The following is a 17,970-nucleotide window of genomic DNA, read 5'->3' as shown; positions in this document are numbered from 1 at the left end:
CTTTAAGGGCTTTTTTTATTTTTGTACAAGACTAAAACAGAAATTATGATAAACAGAGACGAATTCAGAAAATACGCTGTTCACAGCAGGGGCATCAGTGGCAACGCTTTTGACCAATACAATACCTTTGTAGAAAACATGACCAGGTCAGTAATTGAAGAAAGACCTACCAATTTCCGTGAAATTGATGTGTTTTCAAGATTGATCATGGACAGAATCATCTTTTTAGGTACCCAGGTGGATGATTTTATTGCCAATATCATCACTGCACAGTTGTTGTTTTTGGAATCCACGGATCCCAAAAAAGACGTGCTTCTGTATGTCAACAGCCCCGGAGGTTCTGTGACCGCTGGACTTGGAATCTACGATACCATGCAGTATATCAATCCTGACGTGGCCACGATCTGTACCGGTATTGCAGCTTCCATGGGCGCGGTTTTACTTGCAGGTGGTGCCAAAGACAAGAGATCTGCGTTGCAACATTCCAGGGTGATGATTCATCAGCCTTCAGGAGGCATGCAGGGACAATCCAAGGACATGGAGATTTCACTGAAATTGATCTTATCAATGAAGCAGGAACTGTATCAGATCCTTGCGGACCATTCAGGTAAGACTTTTGACGAAATCGAAAGAGATTCTGATAGAGATTATTGGATGAAAGCACCGGAGGCCAAAGAATATGGCTTAATTGATGAAGTATTGATCAAAAAAACTAAATAATGGCACAAATTACCTGTTCATTTTGCGGAAGAAACAAGAAAGACGTAGACCTCATGGTCTCCGGGATTTCGGCACATATCTGCAATTTCTGTATTGATCAGGCCTACCAGATTCTTGGCGAGGAAGATAAAAACAAAAAGCCCGGCAAGAATGTCAAGGTCAAGCTCAAAAAGCCAAAGGAGCTTACTGAATTTCTAAACCAATATGTGATCGGTCAATATGAAGCTAAAAAAGTACTGACCGTAGCGGTGTACAACCACTTCAAAAGGTTGCTTCAGAAAGGGGAAGAAAATGACGATATCAGGATCGAAAAATCCAACATCATCATGGTCGGTGATACAGGAACAGGTAAGACCTATCTCGCCAAAACATTGGCCAAGATATTGGAAGTGCCATTTTGTATTGCTGATGCCACTGTACTTACCGAAGCAGGATATGTGGGTGAGGATGTGGAAAGTATCCTGACAAGGTTGCTTCAAGCAGCTGATTACAATGTAGAAGCGGCGGAAAAAGGCATCGTTTACATTGATGAAATCGATAAAATCGCAAGGAAATCTGATAATCCATCCATCACCCGTGATGTGAGTGGCGAAGGCGTGCAGCAGGCTTTGTTGAAGTTGTTGGAAGGAACTGTGGTAAATGTGCCGCCGCAAGGTGGCAGAAAGCATCCTGACCAGAAAATGATCGCCGTCAATACGGAGAACATCCTATTCATTTGCGGTGGGGCATTTGACGGAATCGGAAGACACATTGCCAAGAGGCTGAATACCCAACCCATGGGATTCAATAAATATGTGGAAGACAGACAAGTAGACAGGGCCAACCTGCTCCAATATGTCACCGCACAGGATTTAAAATCTTTTGGTCTGATCCCTGAGTTGATCGGTAGACTTCCTGTAGTAACCCACTTGGATCCTTTGGATAGAGATACCCTGAAAAGCATCCTGACCGAACCAAAAAACGCGCTAACCAAGCAGTATAAAAAGCTGATAGAAATGGAAGGTGTCAAATTGGTTTTTGAAGAAAGCGGTATCGATTATATTGTGGAGAAAGCAGTGGAATACAATCTTGGAGCGAGGGGATTGCGGTCTATCTGCGAAGCCATCATTACTGATGCGATGTATGAATTGCCTTCGGATGATTCGATCAAGGAATTGGTCATTGATGCCAAATATGCTCAGGAGCAGTTTGACAAGTCTAAGTTTAAAAAACTACAGGTAGCCTAATGGAGTGATCAGTTTTCAGTGATCAGTTTTAAAACCGCAGAAGAAACCAAAAGGACTTCTGCGGTTTTTTTAATTTCAATTATTCATCAATCAGGGTTTCAAAATATTCATTTACAAAAGTTTTTTGGCCATGATGGAAAATATTGGTCACGTTAAAATTTATGATGATGCCTTTTGGAGCTTTTAGCAGTTTCATATAAGCCAATGTTTGGGCATGAAAGAGGGGAATGACTTCTTGGACAGCTTTTATTTCAAGCACCAATGACTCTTCAATATAGAAATCAAAAGTTAGGTCTAAGTCCACAAACTCCCCTTTGTAGTCAAAAGGCATTTTAACTTGTTCTTTGAATTTAATCCCTCTTAATGTTAACTCCCTAGCCAGACATTTTTGATAAACTTTTTCTAACAAACCGGGGCCCAAAATCCTATGAACCTCAATAGCGGCCCCAATTACATTATAGCTTAACTTATCAAGTTGTTTTTTGGACATTTCCATTTGGACAGAGGTTAAATTAAAGAGTCATTTTTGAATAATCTCTTAATTTCTAAAATTCAAAACAAAAAACATAGTGGGAGAAAAAATAATTACCATATAGCGCACATAGACAACATAGGACTTATTTAAGTCTCAATGGGTTTTCAAAAATCTAATTGATAAAATAAACCCTTTTAAATCTCTCTTTATGTTATGTGCACTATGTGTCTATATGGTAAATTAAATAACCTTAAAATTAGATCGCTTTGATACCTCAAATTTTTTTGTCCACTGACAATTCCAATATTCCTAAAGAAAGATTAACCATATAGCTCATATAGAACACATAGTTCTTGTCCAAACTTTTTTTGATATCAAATTAAATCGGCGCTTTAAATCCTTTATTAATTCCCTTTAAAAATCTATGTGGACTATGTGTCTATATGGTAAATCTCAATGGCTAATCGCTAGACTGCTACAAATCATCTTTGCAGCAGTTTCTGAAGCTGAACCTGTCCCCAGCTTTTCTTTGATTTCAGTATAGCCATCCAAAATTTCAGCTTTGTGTAAAATATTGGACAGGATCAGGTTCAGTTCCTGACTAAGGTTCTCAACGTTGTAATCATCTTGGATCAATTCTGCAACGACTTTCCGGTCGGCGATCAAGTTGACAAGAGAAATAAACGGAACCCGGATCAATCTTTTGGCGATGGCATAGCTGATACCTGAGGTTTTGTAGACGACCACTTGGGGAACACGGAAAAGGGCTGTTTCCAAAGTGGCTGTTCCGGAGGTGACAATGGCTGCATTGGCATGGTGCAACAGGTCATAGGTCTGATTGTAGATGACTTTGATACCGGCTTTGATGGCAGGTTCATATAAGGTTGCGCCAAGATTGTCTACTCCTGCAATGAAAAACTGTGCATTTGGAAACTTCTTAACCACCTGCAGCATGACCTGCATCATGTTGGTGAGTTCCTGCTTTCGGCTTCCCGGTAGCAAAGCGATGATGGGACTATAGCTCAGGCTATTTTTTTGATGAAAAAAAGGATGGGGTTCAAATTTGGCGATTTCGTCGAGCAAGGGATTTCCAACATATTCAATATTAACTCCATACCGCTCAAAAAACGCTGGTTCAAATGGAAGAATTGAATATACCTGATCGGTAAACTCTTTAATTTTGATTGCTCTTTTTTGGTTCCAAGCCCAAACTTTGGGTGGAATATAATAGTGGACAGGGATGTTTTGCTTTTTCCCAAATGCTGCCATTTTCATATTGAAACCCCCATAATCCACCAAAATGAGGATATCAGGTCTGGCGTCTAAGATATCCTTTTTGACTAGAGAGAGGTATTTCAATACTTTCCTGAACCCAAAAAGTACTTCTACAAAACCCATCACCGCTACTTCATCATAATGGGCACAGAGAGAAAGTCCTTCATTTTTGGAATAATCTCCCCCCATACCTCGAAAGGTAGCTTTAGGATCCAAGGCTTTGATGGCCCGGATAAGGTTGGAGGCATGGAGGTCTCCTGATCTTTCACCTGATATGATGTAGTATTTCATTCTTTTGGTAAGAGGTTAAAGGTAAGAGGTTAAAGGTAAGAGGTAGAAGGTAAAAGGTGAGAGGTAAGAAGTTAAAGGTAACTGGTAAGAGGTAAGTTATGCTATTTGCAGAATTGGGATGATTTATTGATCATTGAATTTAGCATCCTATTTATCGAAGCACAATCGTTCAATACTTTTGCCAGTTCCTCTTCTGATATAAGTTGAAGGTCAAAGGCGATTTCAATCCAATGCTGGGTTTCCAAAATTTCTGCATCAGCATCGGTCAACTTACTGATAAAATGTTTTTCATATCTTCTTTTGGCCCATGATTCTGCTATCGGAGCACCTACTGACCTGGATGATCTTCGAATTTGATCGGTAAGTGAAAACATTTCCTCCTTCGGGAATTTTTTTGTCAATAAGAAAATATTTGAAGCCAAAGATCTTGACAACAAATAAACTTCCAGGTTTTTGTAGTTGTTTACAAAGGTCACGAGCAAATCTGTTAAATTAACTTATTAATTTAACAAAAAATGAAAGGATTCCAAATCAAAAAAAATCTCAAATTCATGGCTGACCCCACCTCTCACCTTTTACTTCTTACCACAAATAAAACTCGGCTTTTTCCCAACCAAATTACTACTCCCCAAAGTACTCCACAAAATTTCTTGGGGTTTCGTAGAGCGTGAGTTTGTACAATTTACCCTGAGGGACGATTTTGTTGACGGCAGGCTCGAGGATTTTCCAGAATTCCATGACAAGATTTTCGCAACTTGCCATTTTGCCCTTCATAAAATCCACGTCCACATTGAGGTTTTTGTGGTCCACTTTGTCAATGACCAAGGTTCTGATCAATGTGCTCAATTGCTTTAAGTCCACCACAAATCCTGTCTCGGGATCAGGGAGACCTTTTACTGTGACAATCAGCTCAAAATTATGCCCATGCCAATTGACATTGGCGCAGGGTCCAAATACAGCAGTGTTTTTCTCCTCTGACCAATTGGGATTCCAAAGCTTATGGGCGGCGTTGAAATGCTCTTTTCTACAAACGTGTACCATCCTCGAATTCTAATGAGGTGCAAAAGTACATAAAAAGGTTAAGGATAGAAAAATCGATGGAAATGAAAAAATCCTATAGTAAAAGGGTTGTCAGGTTATTTTATTTGCTGTTGATCATTTTTATAAGAATGGTGATCTCTGATTGGTTTTTGAAATCGATGCCATGGTTCTTGACGAATTTACTGACTTCCGCAGCATCCTGACCAAAAATCTCATTGATGCTTTTTGATTTGAGCAAAATTACTTTTCCATCTTTTACAATGTAGTATTGCTCTACATCTTGAAAAGATTTGGATTTCTGGGATCCATAATTAGCACTTACGACATCACCTATGATTTTGAAATGATGGCTGATGAAGGTATACTTCCCATCTACATGAACCTCAGCAAAGATGTTTTTACCGACTTTTGGAATATCATAACCCGACCTGAATTGTCTTAGCGAGTTTCCATCATTGAGAATGAATCCTTCTATTTTTGTAGACTCAAATGAAACAAACTTCCCATCCTCTTTTCGTTGTTCTAAGGTGTTTTCATAAGCATTGAAGGCAATCACCTGATTGGGTAAGGTATCTTTTTCAAAAAAAAGGATACTACCATATTGGAAATCCAATAAGTAGGGAGATCCTTCTACATCCGCAAAAGGGCTTATAATCACAGGCCTTCCACCGGAGGCATTGTCTTTTAATAATTTCAACTGTGCCATAGCAGGATGAATCAATCCTGTCAAAAGCAATACTGCAATAACTTTTAAACTAAACTTATTCATATCCAAAAATAAAAAAAAGGCTGGATATCCAGCCTTTTTATGTAATTAAATTTTAATTTATTATGGAGCAGGATTAGGTCTTGTAATCCTGATCTGTACTTGCTTGTGGTTTGCACTGGCAGGAATCTGCGCATTGCCTTCTAATTCAAGTAACACATCAACAGAACCTCCCAATGCACCTGTATTTGGAATGGTAACCACCGCATTTGCAGTACTTGAGTTGGCAGGAATTACCAAAGATCCAGTTACAGTGAAATCAGTTCCAGCGACACCTGTCGTTCCTGCAGGAACAACTTTGAAAGTTATTGTTTCGTCTGCAGTCCTTTGGGCAGCAACAAGATTTACCTGAAGGTTTACAGTGCCTACTGTGTTGGCAACAGTAATTCTTGGATATGTCACTCCCGGAGCAGGAGCCCTAACAACGGCATCCTGGAATTCTACAACAGCGCCTGACCAAGTTGGATAGTTTTGCTCAATACAAGAAGAGAAAGCCAAAACCAAGGCCAATGATAATAATGATAGTATCTTTTTCATATTCAATTCTTTTTAGTAGCCTCTATTTTGGTTCAAGTTAGGGTTACCATCAACTTCTCTTTGAGGGATTGGAGGAAGGATTTTGAAATCATCAAATGTCAAATTGACAACCGGTGTAGTTTTCACAACATTCCTACCATATCTTTTAAGATCAAACCATCTTTGACCTTCAAAGGCAAACTCTTTGAAACGCTCCAAAAGAATCTCATCCAAAAGGGCTTGACCTGAAAGTGAAACAGCAGGCAAACCTCTCAAAGCTTTGAAAGCATTCAGTTCAGTCAATGCTGAAGCTTCATTACCCGGTATATGGTAGTTGGCTTCTGCCCTGTTAAGGTGCATTTCGGATTTTCTGATCACTGGTACGTTGTCTCCGTAAGCAAATCCATTTTTTGAAGCAAATTTGATACACTCGATCTGACGGCCTGCACCTCTTACTGTATTTCCTGTAGTGTACAAGAATGCTCTGATGTCACTGTTTCTTGTCACATCCCAATTGTTGTTGTCAGAAGCAGGGTTACCGATTTGAAGTTGGGTCAAACCGAAGAAGCCTCTCACAGTTGCATTTGGGATAAAGTCACCCCAACCTCCTTGAGAATTTTTATTGGCAGTCAAGCTAAGAAGTGTAGTGTAAGAAGTCTGAAGAGACTCATTCACACCAATTGATTCGGCCGCAATGGCAAACCTTACCTCAAACATAGACTCAGGATTAATATCTGCTCTCCAACCGTTGACATAGGCTTGACCCGCCAAAACTGTTCCGACATTGCTGGCAAGTGCAGTAGTGGCTTCTGCTGCTGCTTTTGCCCAATCACCTTTGTACAAAGCGACCCTTGAAAGCAAAGCTGAAGCTGCAGCTGAAGATGCAAATTGAGTTCCTCTGGAAGTCAGCAAAGTTTTTGCGGATTCAAGATCAGTGTAAATCTGTGCGTAAACCTGGTCAACGGTAGACCTTGGAGATTGACGTGACAAAGCTGCATCCGAAGTTATCACTCCTTCCAATACCAAAGGAATACCACCTTCATCTGTGACACCTGGAGCGTAAACAGCAGTAGGGATATAAGAATAAACTTTAACCAAATCAAAGTAATACAAAGCCCTTAAGAACTTGGCTTCGCCTTCCCATCTTGCCAATTGAGCAGCAGAAGCCCCTTCAACTGTAGGCAACGCAGCGATAATCAGGTTAGCTTCGTTAATGGCAAAATAACTGTTTTGCCAAAAACCTGCCCCAAAATGTGCATTGGGTTGGTTGTTGTTTTCATTAATCAAACGACCGGAGTTAGAAGTAGTAACACCAACATCTGCCAAAGCATCTGAAAGCGCCAACAAATCCCTACCATAATTCGAAACTGGTCTCAATCTCGCATACACAGAGTTGAGGGCAGCATTTACCGCGTCAGGAGTATTCAATGCTCCATTAGCATCAATTGCTGTTCTTGGATCAACTTGTAGCAAGTCATCGCAGGAGGTAATCAAAAACGAACCTGCAAGGACAAAGGATAAGACAATTTTATTTATAAATTTCATATTTTTCATTTCCTTAAGATGTTTAGAATCCGATTTGAACACCTAGAGTATAGTTCCTAGTCAAAGGAATCTGACCTGTACCTGCACCGACGAACTCTGGGTCATATCCCGGATAGTCTGCGTAAGTCCATAGATTCAATCCCTGTGCATATATTCTTACTCTTGACAATCCAAGACTTCTTGCCAAAGTTGGGCTTAAGCTGTAGGCAAAAGTAACCTGCGCCAATCTGATAAAATCTGCTTTCAACAAAGACGCTGAACCTGTATTCCTTCCAAGACCTCTTGCTTCATTACCCGCATTGGTAGTAACGTCACGAGGTATATCTGTAATATCACCAGGGGCTAGCCATTTTCTATCATTGACAACAGATAGTCCATTCAGGGACAACCTTGTCCCATTTTCTCTCAAGAAGTTATACTGACCATCGGATACGATAGCACCGTATTCGTAAGTGAAGAAGGCGGTCAATTCAAATCCTTTGTAAGTAAAGGTGTTGTTCAAACCACCAAATGTTGTTGCCAAATTAGATCCATTGTACTGTCTGTCTGCTGCGAGAGGCTGGTAGGTAATGTTTCCATTGATATCATACCACATTGGACGGCCTGTGGCTGGATTGACACCGGCATATTCCGCCACGAACCAGGCACCCGGAGCAGGTGCTAGATCATTGGCAGGGTTACCTACCGGTTGACCAACTGCCAATCCTGGGTTAGCAGGAAGGAATTGTAAGCCGTCATATAGACTGATGATCTGATTTTTGATATACGTGAAGTTGAAGGAAGTATTCCATCTGAAACCACCCTTATCGATGTTGATGGTAGAAACTTCAAATTCAACACCCTTGTTCTGCAATTCCCCTACGTTGTTTGCGATTGTTCCAAAACCGTTTGTCCAAAGGATCGGCTGATCCAAAAGCAAGTCTTTGGTTCTTCTGTCAAACACATCCAATGAACCTGTAATCCTGTTGCTTAGGAAACCATAATCAATACCGAGGTTAAAGGTTACGTTTGATTCCCAACCCAGATTAAGGTTAGCAAGCGAAGTAGGTCTGATACCTGCCTGACCTGCGTAGTTACCTGCACCACCGTAAAGGCCTCTAGCAGCAAAGTTCCCAATCTGGTCATTACCGGTCTTTCCATAAGATGCTCTCAATTTCAAATCAGAAACAGCCTCACTGTTTTCTAGGAAACTTTCCTCTACGATATTCCATCCCAATCTGATGGAAGGGAACAAACCGTATCTGTTGTTCTCACCGAATCTTGAGGATCCATCATAACGGGCAGTAAAAGTTGCCAAATATTTTTTCTTGTAATCATAACTACCGGAAATGAATGCACCGGCTCTTTTGTAACCTGTCCAGAAACCTGTAATGGATTCAGGAGTTGCGGATGATTGGATGTTTCTGAACTGGAAGGTTGGGAAACCGATACCTGCACCTGAAAGGCCTTCTCTTGTCTCGGAAACGTATTCCAAACCGAAGATCCCTGACACATTGTGTACTGAATTGAAGGTTTTGTTCCAGTTCAAAGTCTGGGTAGTGATGAATCTTGTTCTCCAATCTGACTGGACAGAACTTCTACCGACAACACCAGCACCATCCGGAGTCCTAGGATCTCTGTATGAATCACCTTGGAGTAACCTGTAATCCAAACCAAATAGGGATCTGAAAACTAGGTTATCTAGAATTTTGTAGTTACCAGCAATGTTACCTACCACTGTATTGGTTCTTTGAAGACCGGAGTTGTAAGCATTGACTTGGACGACGTTTTGTCCCAATACCCCACCTATAGAAGTGTTGAAGGTACCGTCTTCATTGTAGATTGCGTTATGAGGAAGTACAGCAGAAGCAGAGAATGCGGGGTTACCCAAGAACGCACCGTCTACAGCGAATGGAACATTCTGTTGGAATGTAGAAAGGTTGATGCTTGTTTCAAGATTTAACCTTGCATTGGCCTGATGTGTCAACGCCACTCTAACTGTTCCTCTTTCAAAGTCAACAGGTTTGAAAGATGATTCTTGATAATTGTATGATCCTGAAAGGAAGAAGGTGGTTTTATCATCACCACCGGAAACTGATAGCTCATAGTTTTGAATTTTTCCTGTTCCCATAACCTCATCTTGCCAATCATAAGTTGGAAGGCTATTTCCAAAGGCATCCAATTGCTCCAAAGTCAAATTTGCAAAATCTGCAGGTCTTTGATTTGGGTGAAGCATGCTGTTCAATGCGTTAAATGATGCAGTTCTTTCAGGACTACCACTGTTTAGGTTGCCAAGTTTCCTTGATTGAAACCACTCAGGACCACTTAATACATCCAAGTATTTCATTGGCTGGGTAGCTCCACCAAAAGCATTGAATTCAAATCTTGCTTTTCCTTGCTTACCTCTTTTGGTAGTGATGATTACAACCCCGTTAGCGGCTTGAGAACCGTAGATGGCGGCAGATGCAGCATCTTTCAGGATTTCCATTGACTCAATGTCATTTGGGTTCAAGAAAGCAAGCGGGTTAGATTGTGTAAAAGAAGCGTTAGATTGGTTGTTCAATTGAACACCGTCGACAATGAACAAAGGCTCATTACCTGCGTTGATGGAACCGACACCTCTGATACGGATATTGACCGCACCACCTGGAAGACCGTTTGCAGACCTTACCTGCACACCTGCAGCCCTACCTTGCAATGCCCTGTCAAACGACTGCATCGGCAAGTTTTGGATCAATTCGCCTTTTACCGAGGATATTGCACCTGTGACTTCCCTTTTTTGCTGAGTTCCATAACCTGTTACGATTACTTCTTCCAAACTCGCAAGGTCCGGTTGCAATTCAACAACGATTTGGGATCTGTTACCAAGAGATACCTCTTGATTAACAAAACCTGTGAAACTGAATACCAGGACATTGCTGCCATCTGGTACATTGAGTGAAAACTTACCGTCCAAATCGGTGGCTGCACCGATTGTAGTACCTTTCACCACGACTGACGCACCTGGTAACGGAAGACGATCCTCACCGGATGTCACCGTTCCAGTCACCACACGACCTTGCGCAAATGCAGCTGCACCTACGAAAAGTAGCATTAGTCCTAGAAGTAAAACTTTCTTCATAATTAATTTTTTTGGTTTAACGATTGGCCAATTTTATCCAATAACCTCTGATAATCCAAAATCGTTTAAAAAAATTACATATGTGGAAGGGATACATCGATTGAAGAATATTTGGCCTGCAACGAAATATTAAAATTTTAAATCACCAAAATGAGATTTGACTTACATTGAAAAGAGTTAATGGTTTGTTATCTCAAGGTTAACCAAATAAAATATTTTTTAACTTTTGTTAACATTATTTTCAGAATGAAAAATAATGGAGAGTTTAGTTTCTTAAAAATCAAAATTGATTAAAACATATAAATTTTGATTTTATTATTTCGAGATATTTTTATTTATAGACAATAACCGATAAAAAATGTAATTATTCAAACTTGCCCAAATTGCCTAAAAAATGTTCTTTTTGCCATATTTTATATCGAATTAATGGCTGTTTAAGGTGTTTATTGCAGGTTTAGTTCTAAATATCAAAATTTTTATTGCGGATTGTATATTTTTAAAAAATAATGTATAGACATCAATTGGTGATGAAAGCGAGGAACTCTAACATTATTTAATGGAGATGGTCACCCGCCTGTTGAGTGCTTTGTTTTCGGCAGAGTCATTAGGACGGATGGGCTCCCGGTCTCCTTTGCCTTCCGTAGATACCCGATCCACAGGGATACCCTTATCCATCAAAAACCTCTTCACACTCTCTGCCCTTCTCAAACTCAAATTTTCATTGTATACCGGACTACCCTGGTTATCGGTATGCCCAATGATCGTGATGGACACTTTGCTGTTTTCGACCAAGAAATTGTAGAGGCGTTTGAGTGAACTTGAGGATTCGGGTTTTAATTCGTCCTTGTCCAAGTCAAAAAATATATTTTCAAAGACAAACTCCTCTCCCGGACCTATAGGGACCAATGAAACCATCAGATCCTTTTGATTTTTGAGGTTGTCGCGATCCACATTGTATATTTTTGGCAAATAACCTTCCTTCTCGACATACAGACCGGAAAAAGATTTGTCAGGATAAAGCATCAAAAATTCTCCTGTCTTTCCATCTGACCGAAACTCATATAGTGTACTGTCGTTGCTGAGACTGACGAGCGAAAGCCGCGCATCTACCGGATCGCCGGTTTTGCTGTTGAATACCTTGCCTTGGGTTACAATCAGGTTTTCGCCCAGAGAAATTTCTTTGGGAAATTTAAATTTATACAGGTAAGACCTCTCCTCCATGCTTTCATTGAAAGTGTTCTCTGTATAGTAGGCATAATCCCTTTGGGCTGTAATAAATAGGGAAAACTGATCCAAATGGTCATTGATAGGATATCCAAGATTTTCAGGGTTGGTAAAAAGCCCTTTTTCAACCCTTGAAACAAAAATATCCTGACCTCCAAAACCCCTGTGCCCATCCGAGGCAAAGAACAATATCTCATTGTTGAAATAAATAAAAGGAGACACTTCGTCTTTTGAGGTATTGACCAAGGACCCTAGGTTTTTGGCTTCTGACCAACTACTGTTTGGCATTCTAAGTGCATACCAAAGATCCCTTCCCCCAAAACCTCCTTTTCTGTTGGAGGAGAAAAACAAGATCCTGCCGTCAGCAGATAGGGATGGTTGGGAATCCCAAGACCGGGAATTCACGTTTTTTCCCATATTGGATGGCCTTTGCCAGGCATCGTTAATTTTGTAAGCAATATAGAGGTCACAGTCTCCAAACGAATCAGGGGTCTCGCAGGATGAAAAAATCAGAATCTTACCATCTGCTGAGATGGTGCAAGTTCCCTCATTATAATTGGTATTAATGACATTTGAAATACTCTCCGGTTCGGACCATAGACTGTCTTTTTCTGAAAAATTGCTGATAAATAAATCCTCATGTTCAAAGTTTTCGAGGCCATCTCTTTTTACAAAAATGATCTTTTTGCTGTCGGCAGTCAGGACAGGGAAATACTGCAGGGAAAACTTGTTTAACGGTTCTGGTAATTTTTGCTTGTCTATAGAAAGGGTCCTGTCAAGCTGCTGACGGATAAACCGCATCTGACTTTCCGTCTCCCGGTAGTCGAGACGTTGTTTGAAACTTGGCTCTAACAAGGCACTTGCTTTTCCATATTCTTCCAAGGCTTCCTGAAAATTGCCCATGGACAGATAGCAATGGAGTTTGAGCCATTTGAATTCCCCTTTGATCTGGTTTTTTGCCTGTTTTGCTCTTGCCTCGCCCCTTTCAGCCACTTCAATTGCTTCCTGAGGTTTTCCTTTGGTCAAAAGAATCCTTCCCCACTTGATATAAGATTCCAAAAAGCCCGCTTCCCTTTGGATGGAAGCCTTGTATTTTTCAATGGCCTCATCGTACATCCTTTTCTGCACCAATTCATCACCTTCCTGATGCATTTTGATCGCCTTGCTGTCAATGATAGAATAGCCCTGCCCAAATGAGAAAGAGATGAAAAAAAACAGGGCTAAACTGAGAAGGCTTATTTTCATGGGCTAAGGGATGTCCATAAATTTATGTGTTTGTAGCGATATTTTCCAATTTGGATTTGATTTTACGTAATCAATCACCTTTTTGGTCATAGTCTCTTTTTTGCTCCACTCGGGTTGGAGCAGTTTTTGACAGGTGGGTTTTACCTTGGATGCATGCTCCTCGGCAAATGCAAAATCCGAATTATGGTAAGCGATGACTTTCAATTCATCTGCTTTTTCGTAAATGCTGGGGTGGGGCTTTTTAAATTTTTTGGGTGAAAAGCAGACCCAATCAAATGTACCCGAAAAAGGATGGGCCCCGGAAGTCTCTATGTGGATCCTAAAACCATTTCCCTTCAAGGCCGCTGTCAATGGACCGAGATTGTACATCAGAGGTTCTCCTCCTGTGATGACCACCGTCCTGCTGGGAAAGTTCTTAGCCTCCTTCACCATGGAGTCAACGGACAAGATCGGCCATTTCTCAGCTTCCCAAGATTCTTTGACATCACACCATACACAGCCCACATCACAGCCTCCAAGTCTGATAAAATAGGTAGGGCTACCGGAGAAGGTTCCTTCTCCCTGAATCGTGTAAAAAGCTTCCATCACAGGAAGCATCGTTCCTTCCGAAACTTGTATTTTGATATTTTCCATAATTTTTGATGAAGCGGGTAATTGAACCGCTGGGTAAATCTTTGATTTTTGGTCTGCAAAGGTAGGGTAAAAAAGGTAGAATGCTAAAAATTGAGAGAATGGGGGATTGGAAAATTGAAAGGTAGAAATGTTGGAAGATTGGAAGCGGCTAAAGTCTATTCACTCAAAGAACCTTTTCCATCACAATCCTGTAGTCTTTAACTTCTCCTTTTTTGATCAAATCCACAATCATAAAACCTCTATTGAGTCCGAAATGGATCATTTTGGAAAGCCTGTTTCTGGTTTTGAAAGTCACTTTGACAAATCCATGGGTTTTTGCCCAAGTCTCCTGAGTGTCCGCTAACTTGGTTGCAATTCCTTTTCTCCTGTATTGGTCCAACACCCCACCCATCCATGAGTAAAATACATTATGCCCGTACCGACGGTATCCGACTTTAAATCCAACAGGTTTGCCATATACAGTTGCAATCAAAATTAAATGAGGTACGTCAGAAAGCCTTTCCTCATAGGTTTTTTGGGAGTATGGCTGAAAAAATTCAGTTACTTCCCGGCTTAGAGCCACCACTTCGGCAATCGTTCCTTTCCTGATTTGGATTTCCATTACAATTCAATTTCCATTTTGATATCACACCTTCCATATTTTCCGCATTCGGGCGGTGTTTCCTTGAATCCAAACTTCCTGTATAGGTTCAAGGCAGCCTCCAATTTGGTGTTAGAATAAAGGACAACCTTTTTGGCACCCATTGATTTCGCTTTTTCCAAAATCGAAGTCGCAAGTAGCTGACCTACTTTTTTACCTTGGGCCTTTGGGATGACCGCCATTTTTATCATTTCAAATGTATTCTCTCCCGATTTTGCCAAACCTACTGTTCCGATGATTTCTTCACCTTCTTTTGCAAAAAGGATCGCTCCTCCTTTATTTAAAATTATTTCTTGGGGATTTCCCAATTGTTCCAAATCAAATGGTTCCAAGGTGAAATATTTCTCCACCCATTCTTTATTGATCTTTTCGAATTGAGGCTGAAGTTCCGGTGAATAATCAATGATTTGGACCATAATTAAAAGAAAATAGGCTAGGAAGGTTTGAAAAACGCGGTCGGAAATAGTTGAGATAAAAATAAGAAAAGCCTGAGAGGTTTCCCAATCAGGCTTTTGTCATCGATAAATTATTTCAATTTTTTAAATACGGAAGCTTAGACTCCAATTTAGAAATTAAGCTGCACCTGTTTTCCGATCTTATCTTTTTGCTCCAATTCAAGTAATTTGGATTTCCTCCATAAGCCCCCGGCATATCCGGTAAGTTGTCCAAATTGTCCGACAATCCTGTGGCAGGGTAGCATAATCAATATAGGATTTGCTCCTATAGCCGTTCCCACTGCCCTGACCGCTTGGGGATTGCCAAGACTGTTGGCGATTTTTTGATAAGAAACAGTCTGACCAAAAGGTATTTTATTGACCTCCATCCATACTTTATGTTGGAAGTCAGTCCCTCCGAGTGCGACCGGAACATCAAACGTTTTGAGTTTTCCCTGAAAGTACAGCCCTAATTGGATCCAAACATCCATCAGTATCCCATCAAAAGAATCATCAGTGGGATCTTCTTCAGTAAATTTCAAACTAACCAGGTATCCATCCCAGACTTCTGCCCTGACATTTCCAAGTGGTGTCTCTAATACCGCAAATTCTCTCATATTTACTGATCGTTTAAGGTTATTATTCCATTTGTCAATAAACATTTCCGCAATCATAGACTTACAACGATTTAAAACCCAATTTGTCTTACAAAATCTTACTTTATTTAAAAATCAGTTTAAAATTTGGATCAATTCAATTTTAAATAAAAAAATAATATAAATAATCCGGTCGGCAAAATATTATCTCAAAACCTTTATACGATCATCAATCTGAACATCCATACTTCCCTTATCGACCTGATATCGACTTCAAAAGGTTTGAATATCGGATTGGACGAACAAAGCAACAGTTTTTCATTTTCCTTGACCGTGTTGTATGCAATTTTAAAAGTGATTCCTTCAGATTCCGTCAGGACAACATATTTTTCTCCATCCTTGATCCTTGTCCAATCATCCACGTACTCGCACACAATCCAGGCCCCGTCAGGAATGGGAAGCATAGAATCCCCATCAATCTGGAAAACACGGTATTTTTTATCCTGAGGTAAAAACGGGAGCGAGAAACGGGGAAGTTCCCCAATAAAATCAGGATCAGAAAATCCGGCGAGATAACTCGCTTTCACTTTTTGGGAAACCACCTCTATCAGTTCCTTTCCTTCAGCATCTACTGTTGTAGCCAAAATTCTGAGGTTTTTTCCTTTCAAAAAACGGTCCGTGTCCAATAATTCCCTCAGCTTAAATTCTGAAAGCTCCTCGAGGTTTTTTCTCAACAGCAAATCAATCGATACCCCAAGGTAATCGGCTATCAGCAGCAACGTCTCCAAAGGGGGATTGATGTTGAGCTCATAACCTGCGAGCTTGGACCTGCTGATGCCTATGGAAGCAGCCATCGTTTCTTGAGTGATAGATTTTCTTTTTCTAAGGATTTTAATGTTGGCGCTCAGGTACATCTTGCAGGATATTTGGAAACAAGCCCATAGAATTCATACCAAAAATAATACTATTGTTAAAATAACAGACAAATATTTGATGATATTTTAAACAAATGGAAAAAGTAAATAAAAAAAAGCCCCGCTAAAAAGCGAGGCTTGTACCAGGAGCGGGAATCGAACCCGCACGAGATTGCTCTCACAAGATTTTAAGTCTTGCGTGTCTACCTGTTCCACCATCCCGGCATTCTCTAACGTGATTAGAGATTCGAAATTACCGAAAACAACAAAGCCCTTCTTCAAGGGCCTTTTTGAGCGAGAGACGAGATTCGAACTCGCGACCCCGACCTTGGCAAGGTCGTGCTCTACCAACTGAGCTACTCTCGCAGTATATTCAACAATTTGAAGCAAAAACCTTACGCCTTTGTCTTTTGTGAGTGCAAATGTATAGCAGTTTTCCAAAATAGCAAAAGTACAACGTTAAAAAATTTTGCTTCTACTCCTTTCTGCCTCTCCAAAATTGATACTCAGGCATTTATTTAAAATTATTTGAGATAAGAATTTTCATTAAATCATTTGAATTCTTTGCTCCCAGTTTTTTCAGAATCCTTTTTCTGTGTGTGAAGACAGTGTTTATAGAAATAAATAAATTTTCTGCGATTTCCTGCGAATCCATTCCCTCTAATAAAAGTAAAGCGACTTCTTTTTCTTTTTTGGAAAGGGAAAGGTCCTGAATAGGGGGCTTTTCTTTTTGGTGGGTGATTTTGGAGCCATCGTCTTTGGTGTAAGAGTAACTCCAGTCATATTCTTTGAGATGCTCATTGTTGGTTATCTGAAGCCCGATATGGAGGTCATAAATGAAGTTCCCCTTTTCATCAATCAGATATGGTTTTGCTTTGGTAAAAAACCAGATTTCTTTTTTTGATTCTTTATGTATCCAACGCAGGGTGTAAGACAATTCAAAAGTCTTTTTTTCCCGAATACTCGCATTTTGAAATACTTCTAAAAAAATATTATTGAAGGCTACATGCTCCTTGGCATCCTCAGGATGCAATGCGGAAATAACGCCTACAAGACCATTTTCCCTTAAAAATTCAGCCGAATAGCCGCTTAGTTCCTCAATGTTTTCAGTAAAAAAAGGCAGGCTCATGTCCCTATAATCAAAGCATCCAATGATTATCCCGTCTTTCATCCCAAGGCTTAGGCTGATTTTCTCAAGATCTTTGATGAGCGAGTCCTCATCGGGGTGGGGAATAAATTCCCTGTCATTTTTGTACGAAAAAAATTCCGATAACTTATTCTGATTTCTTAATTCTTCCAACAACGAAATATCCATATACACAATCTAAA

General features: G+C 40.3%; 17 protein-coding genes and 2 tRNA genes. 2 read left to right on the top strand and 17 right to left on the bottom strand.

From position 1 onward, the window contains the following. The first annotated feature begins 45 nt into the window (after window positions 1-45). Together DQW11_RS22080 and clpX are read left to right on the top strand one after the other, a co-directional pair. Window positions 46-720 carry a ClpP family protease gene (locus tag DQW11_RS22080; RefSeq protein WP_113926309.1) on the top strand — a complete coding sequence of 225 codons (675 nt, stop codon included), beginning with the start codon at window positions 46-48 and terminating at the stop codon, window positions 718-720. Further along, a complete protein-coding gene (clpX, locus tag DQW11_RS22075; protein ID WP_113926308.1) occupies window positions 720-1,946 on the top strand; it encodes an ATP-dependent Clp protease ATP-binding subunit ClpX in 1,227 nt (408 codons plus the stop codon). Before DQW11_RS22080 ends, clpX begins: the two co-directional genes overlap by 1 nt. A 79-nt stretch (window positions 1,947-2,025) precedes the next feature. Here clpX and DQW11_RS22070 read toward each other — a convergent pair whose 3' ends face one another. The 17 genes from DQW11_RS22070 to DQW11_RS21990 form a co-directional block, all read right to left on the bottom strand. After that, a complete protein-coding gene (locus tag DQW11_RS22070) occupies window positions 2,026-2,442 on the bottom strand; it encodes a GxxExxY protein (protein WP_113926307.1) in 417 nt (138 codons plus the stop codon). 432 nt (window positions 2,443-2,874) lie between these two features. Next, entirely contained in the window at window positions 2,875-3,987 is a 1,113-nt protein-coding gene (lpxB, locus tag DQW11_RS22065) for a lipid-A-disaccharide synthase (RefSeq protein ID WP_113926306.1), read from the bottom strand. 101 nt (window positions 3,988-4,088) lie between these two features. After that, a complete protein-coding gene (locus DQW11_RS22060; RefSeq protein ID WP_113926322.1) occupies window positions 4,089-4,463 on the bottom strand; it encodes a four helix bundle protein in 375 nt (124 codons plus the stop codon). A gap of 145 nt (window positions 4,464-4,608) precedes the next feature. Then, complete coding sequence (locus DQW11_RS22055; RefSeq protein ID WP_113926305.1) at window positions 4,609-5,028, bottom strand: 6-pyruvoyl trahydropterin synthase family protein; 420 nt, start codon at window positions 5,026-5,028, stop codon at window positions 4,609-4,611. A gap of 100 nt (window positions 5,029-5,128) precedes the next feature. Beyond that, entirely contained in the window at window positions 5,129-5,797 is a 669-nt protein-coding gene (locus DQW11_RS22050) for a hypothetical protein (RefSeq protein WP_113926304.1), read from the bottom strand. A gap of 60 nt (window positions 5,798-5,857) precedes the next feature. Next, on the bottom strand, window positions 5,858-6,331 hold the full coding sequence (locus DQW11_RS22045; RefSeq protein ID WP_113926303.1) for a DUF4843 domain-containing protein: 474 nt from the start codon (window positions 6,329-6,331) through the stop codon (window positions 5,858-5,860). Between the two features lie 12 nt (window positions 6,332-6,343). Then, window positions 6,344-7,864, bottom strand: coding sequence for a RagB/SusD family nutrient uptake outer membrane protein (locus tag DQW11_RS22040; RefSeq protein WP_113926321.1), 1,521 nt, complete (start codon window positions 7,862-7,864; stop codon window positions 6,344-6,346). A 13-nt stretch (window positions 7,865-7,877) separates the two neighbouring features. After that, complete coding sequence (locus DQW11_RS22035) at window positions 7,878-10,955, bottom strand: SusC/RagA family TonB-linked outer membrane protein (RefSeq protein ID WP_113926302.1); 3,078 nt, start codon at window positions 10,953-10,955, stop codon at window positions 7,878-7,880. Between the two features lie 549 nt (window positions 10,956-11,504). Beyond that, a complete protein-coding gene (locus DQW11_RS22030) occupies window positions 11,505-13,424 on the bottom strand; it encodes an OmpA family protein (protein WP_113926301.1) in 1,920 nt (639 codons plus the stop codon). Between the two features lie 3 nt (window positions 13,425-13,427). Then, on the bottom strand, window positions 13,428-14,057 hold the full coding sequence (locus DQW11_RS22025) for a 7-carboxy-7-deazaguanine synthase QueE (RefSeq protein WP_113926300.1): 630 nt from the start codon (window positions 14,055-14,057) through the stop codon (window positions 13,428-13,430). A 163-nt stretch (window positions 14,058-14,220) separates the two neighbouring features. Further along, complete coding sequence (locus tag DQW11_RS22020) at window positions 14,221-14,658, bottom strand: GNAT family N-acetyltransferase (RefSeq protein ID WP_113926299.1); 438 nt, start codon at window positions 14,656-14,658, stop codon at window positions 14,221-14,223. Next, a complete protein-coding gene (locus tag DQW11_RS22015) occupies window positions 14,658-15,113 on the bottom strand; it encodes a GNAT family N-acetyltransferase (RefSeq protein ID WP_113926298.1) in 456 nt (151 codons plus the stop codon). The genes DQW11_RS22020 and DQW11_RS22015 overlap by 1 nt, the downstream gene beginning before the upstream one ends. Window positions 15,114-15,262: 149 nt before the next feature. Beyond that, entirely contained in the window at window positions 15,263-15,748 is a 486-nt protein-coding gene (locus DQW11_RS22010) for a methylated-DNA--[protein]-cysteine S-methyltransferase (protein WP_113926320.1), read from the bottom strand. 197 nt (window positions 15,749-15,945) lie between these two features. Continuing rightward, window positions 15,946-16,641: an XRE family transcriptional regulator gene (locus DQW11_RS22005; protein ID WP_113926297.1), complete on the bottom strand. Its 696-nt coding sequence runs from the start codon at window positions 16,639-16,641 to the stop codon at window positions 15,946-15,948. Window positions 16,642-16,782: 141 nt separating this feature from the next. After that, window positions 16,783-16,866, bottom strand: a tRNA-Leu gene (locus tag DQW11_RS22000). A 68-nt stretch (window positions 16,867-16,934) separates the two neighbouring features. Continuing rightward, window positions 16,935-17,007, bottom strand: a tRNA-Gly gene (locus DQW11_RS21995). A gap of 148 nt (window positions 17,008-17,155) precedes the next feature. Further along, window positions 17,156-17,956, bottom strand: a complete 801-nt coding sequence (locus DQW11_RS21990; RefSeq protein ID WP_113926296.1) for a response regulator transcription factor — start codon at window positions 17,954-17,956, stop codon at window positions 17,156-17,158. Between the last annotated feature and the right edge of the window lie 14 nt (window positions 17,957-17,970).

The organism is Cognataquiflexum aquatile (genome assembly GCF_003316845.1).
GTDB lineage: Bacteria > Bacteroidota > Bacteroidia > Cytophagales > Cyclobacteriaceae > Cognataquiflexum > Cognataquiflexum aquatile.
This window is presented reverse-complemented; position numbering and strand designations above follow the sequence as displayed.

Coding starts and splice junctions, on each gene's coding strand:
- DQW11_RS22080 (WP_113926309.1), top strand. CDS start 46: ATGATAAACAGAGACGAATTCAGAAAATACGCTGTTCACAGCAGGGGC.
- clpX (WP_113926308.1), top strand. CDS start 720: ATGGCACAAATTACCTGTTCATTTTGCGGAAGAAACAAGAAAGACGTA.
- DQW11_RS22070 (WP_113926307.1), bottom strand. CDS start 2,442: ATGGAAATGTCCAAAAAACAACTTGATAAGTTAAGCTATAATGTAATT.
- lpxB (WP_113926306.1), bottom strand. CDS start 3,987: ATGAAATACTACATCATATCAGGTGAAAGATCAGGAGACCTCCATGCC.
- DQW11_RS22055 (WP_113926305.1), bottom strand. CDS start 5,028: ATGGTACACGTTTGTAGAAAAGAGCATTTCAACGCCGCCCATAAGCTT.
- DQW11_RS22050 (WP_113926304.1), bottom strand. CDS start 5,797: ATGAATAAGTTTAGTTTAAAAGTTATTGCAGTATTGCTTTTGACAGGA.
- DQW11_RS22045 (WP_113926303.1), bottom strand. CDS start 6,331: ATGAAAAAGATACTATCATTATTATCATTGGCCTTGGTTTTGGCTTTC.
- DQW11_RS22040 (WP_113926321.1), bottom strand. CDS start 7,864: ATGAAAAATATGAAATTTATAAATAAAATTGTCTTATCCTTTGTCCTT.
- DQW11_RS22035 (WP_113926302.1), bottom strand. CDS start 10,955: ATGAAGAAAGTTTTACTTCTAGGACTAATGCTACTTTTCGTAGGTGCA.
- DQW11_RS22030 (WP_113926301.1), bottom strand. CDS start 13,424: ATGAAAATAAGCCTTCTCAGTTTAGCCCTGTTTTTTTTCATCTCTTTC.
- DQW11_RS22025 (WP_113926300.1), bottom strand. CDS start 14,057: ATGGAAAATATCAAAATACAAGTTTCGGAAGGAACGATGCTTCCTGTG.
- DQW11_RS22020 (WP_113926299.1), bottom strand. CDS start 14,658: ATGGAAATCCAAATCAGGAAAGGAACGATTGCCGAAGTGGTGGCTCTA.
- DQW11_RS22015 (WP_113926298.1), bottom strand. CDS start 15,113: ATGGTCCAAATCATTGATTATTCACCGGAACTTCAGCCTCAATTCGAA.
- DQW11_RS22010 (WP_113926320.1), bottom strand. CDS start 15,748: ATGAGAGAATTTGCGGTATTAGAGACACCACTTGGAAATGTCAGGGCA.
- DQW11_RS22005 (WP_113926297.1), bottom strand. CDS start 16,641: ATGTACCTGAGCGCCAACATTAAAATCCTTAGAAAAAGAAAATCTATC.
- DQW11_RS21990 (WP_113926296.1), bottom strand. CDS start 17,956: ATGGATATTTCGTTGTTGGAAGAATTAAGAAATCAGAATAAGTTATCG.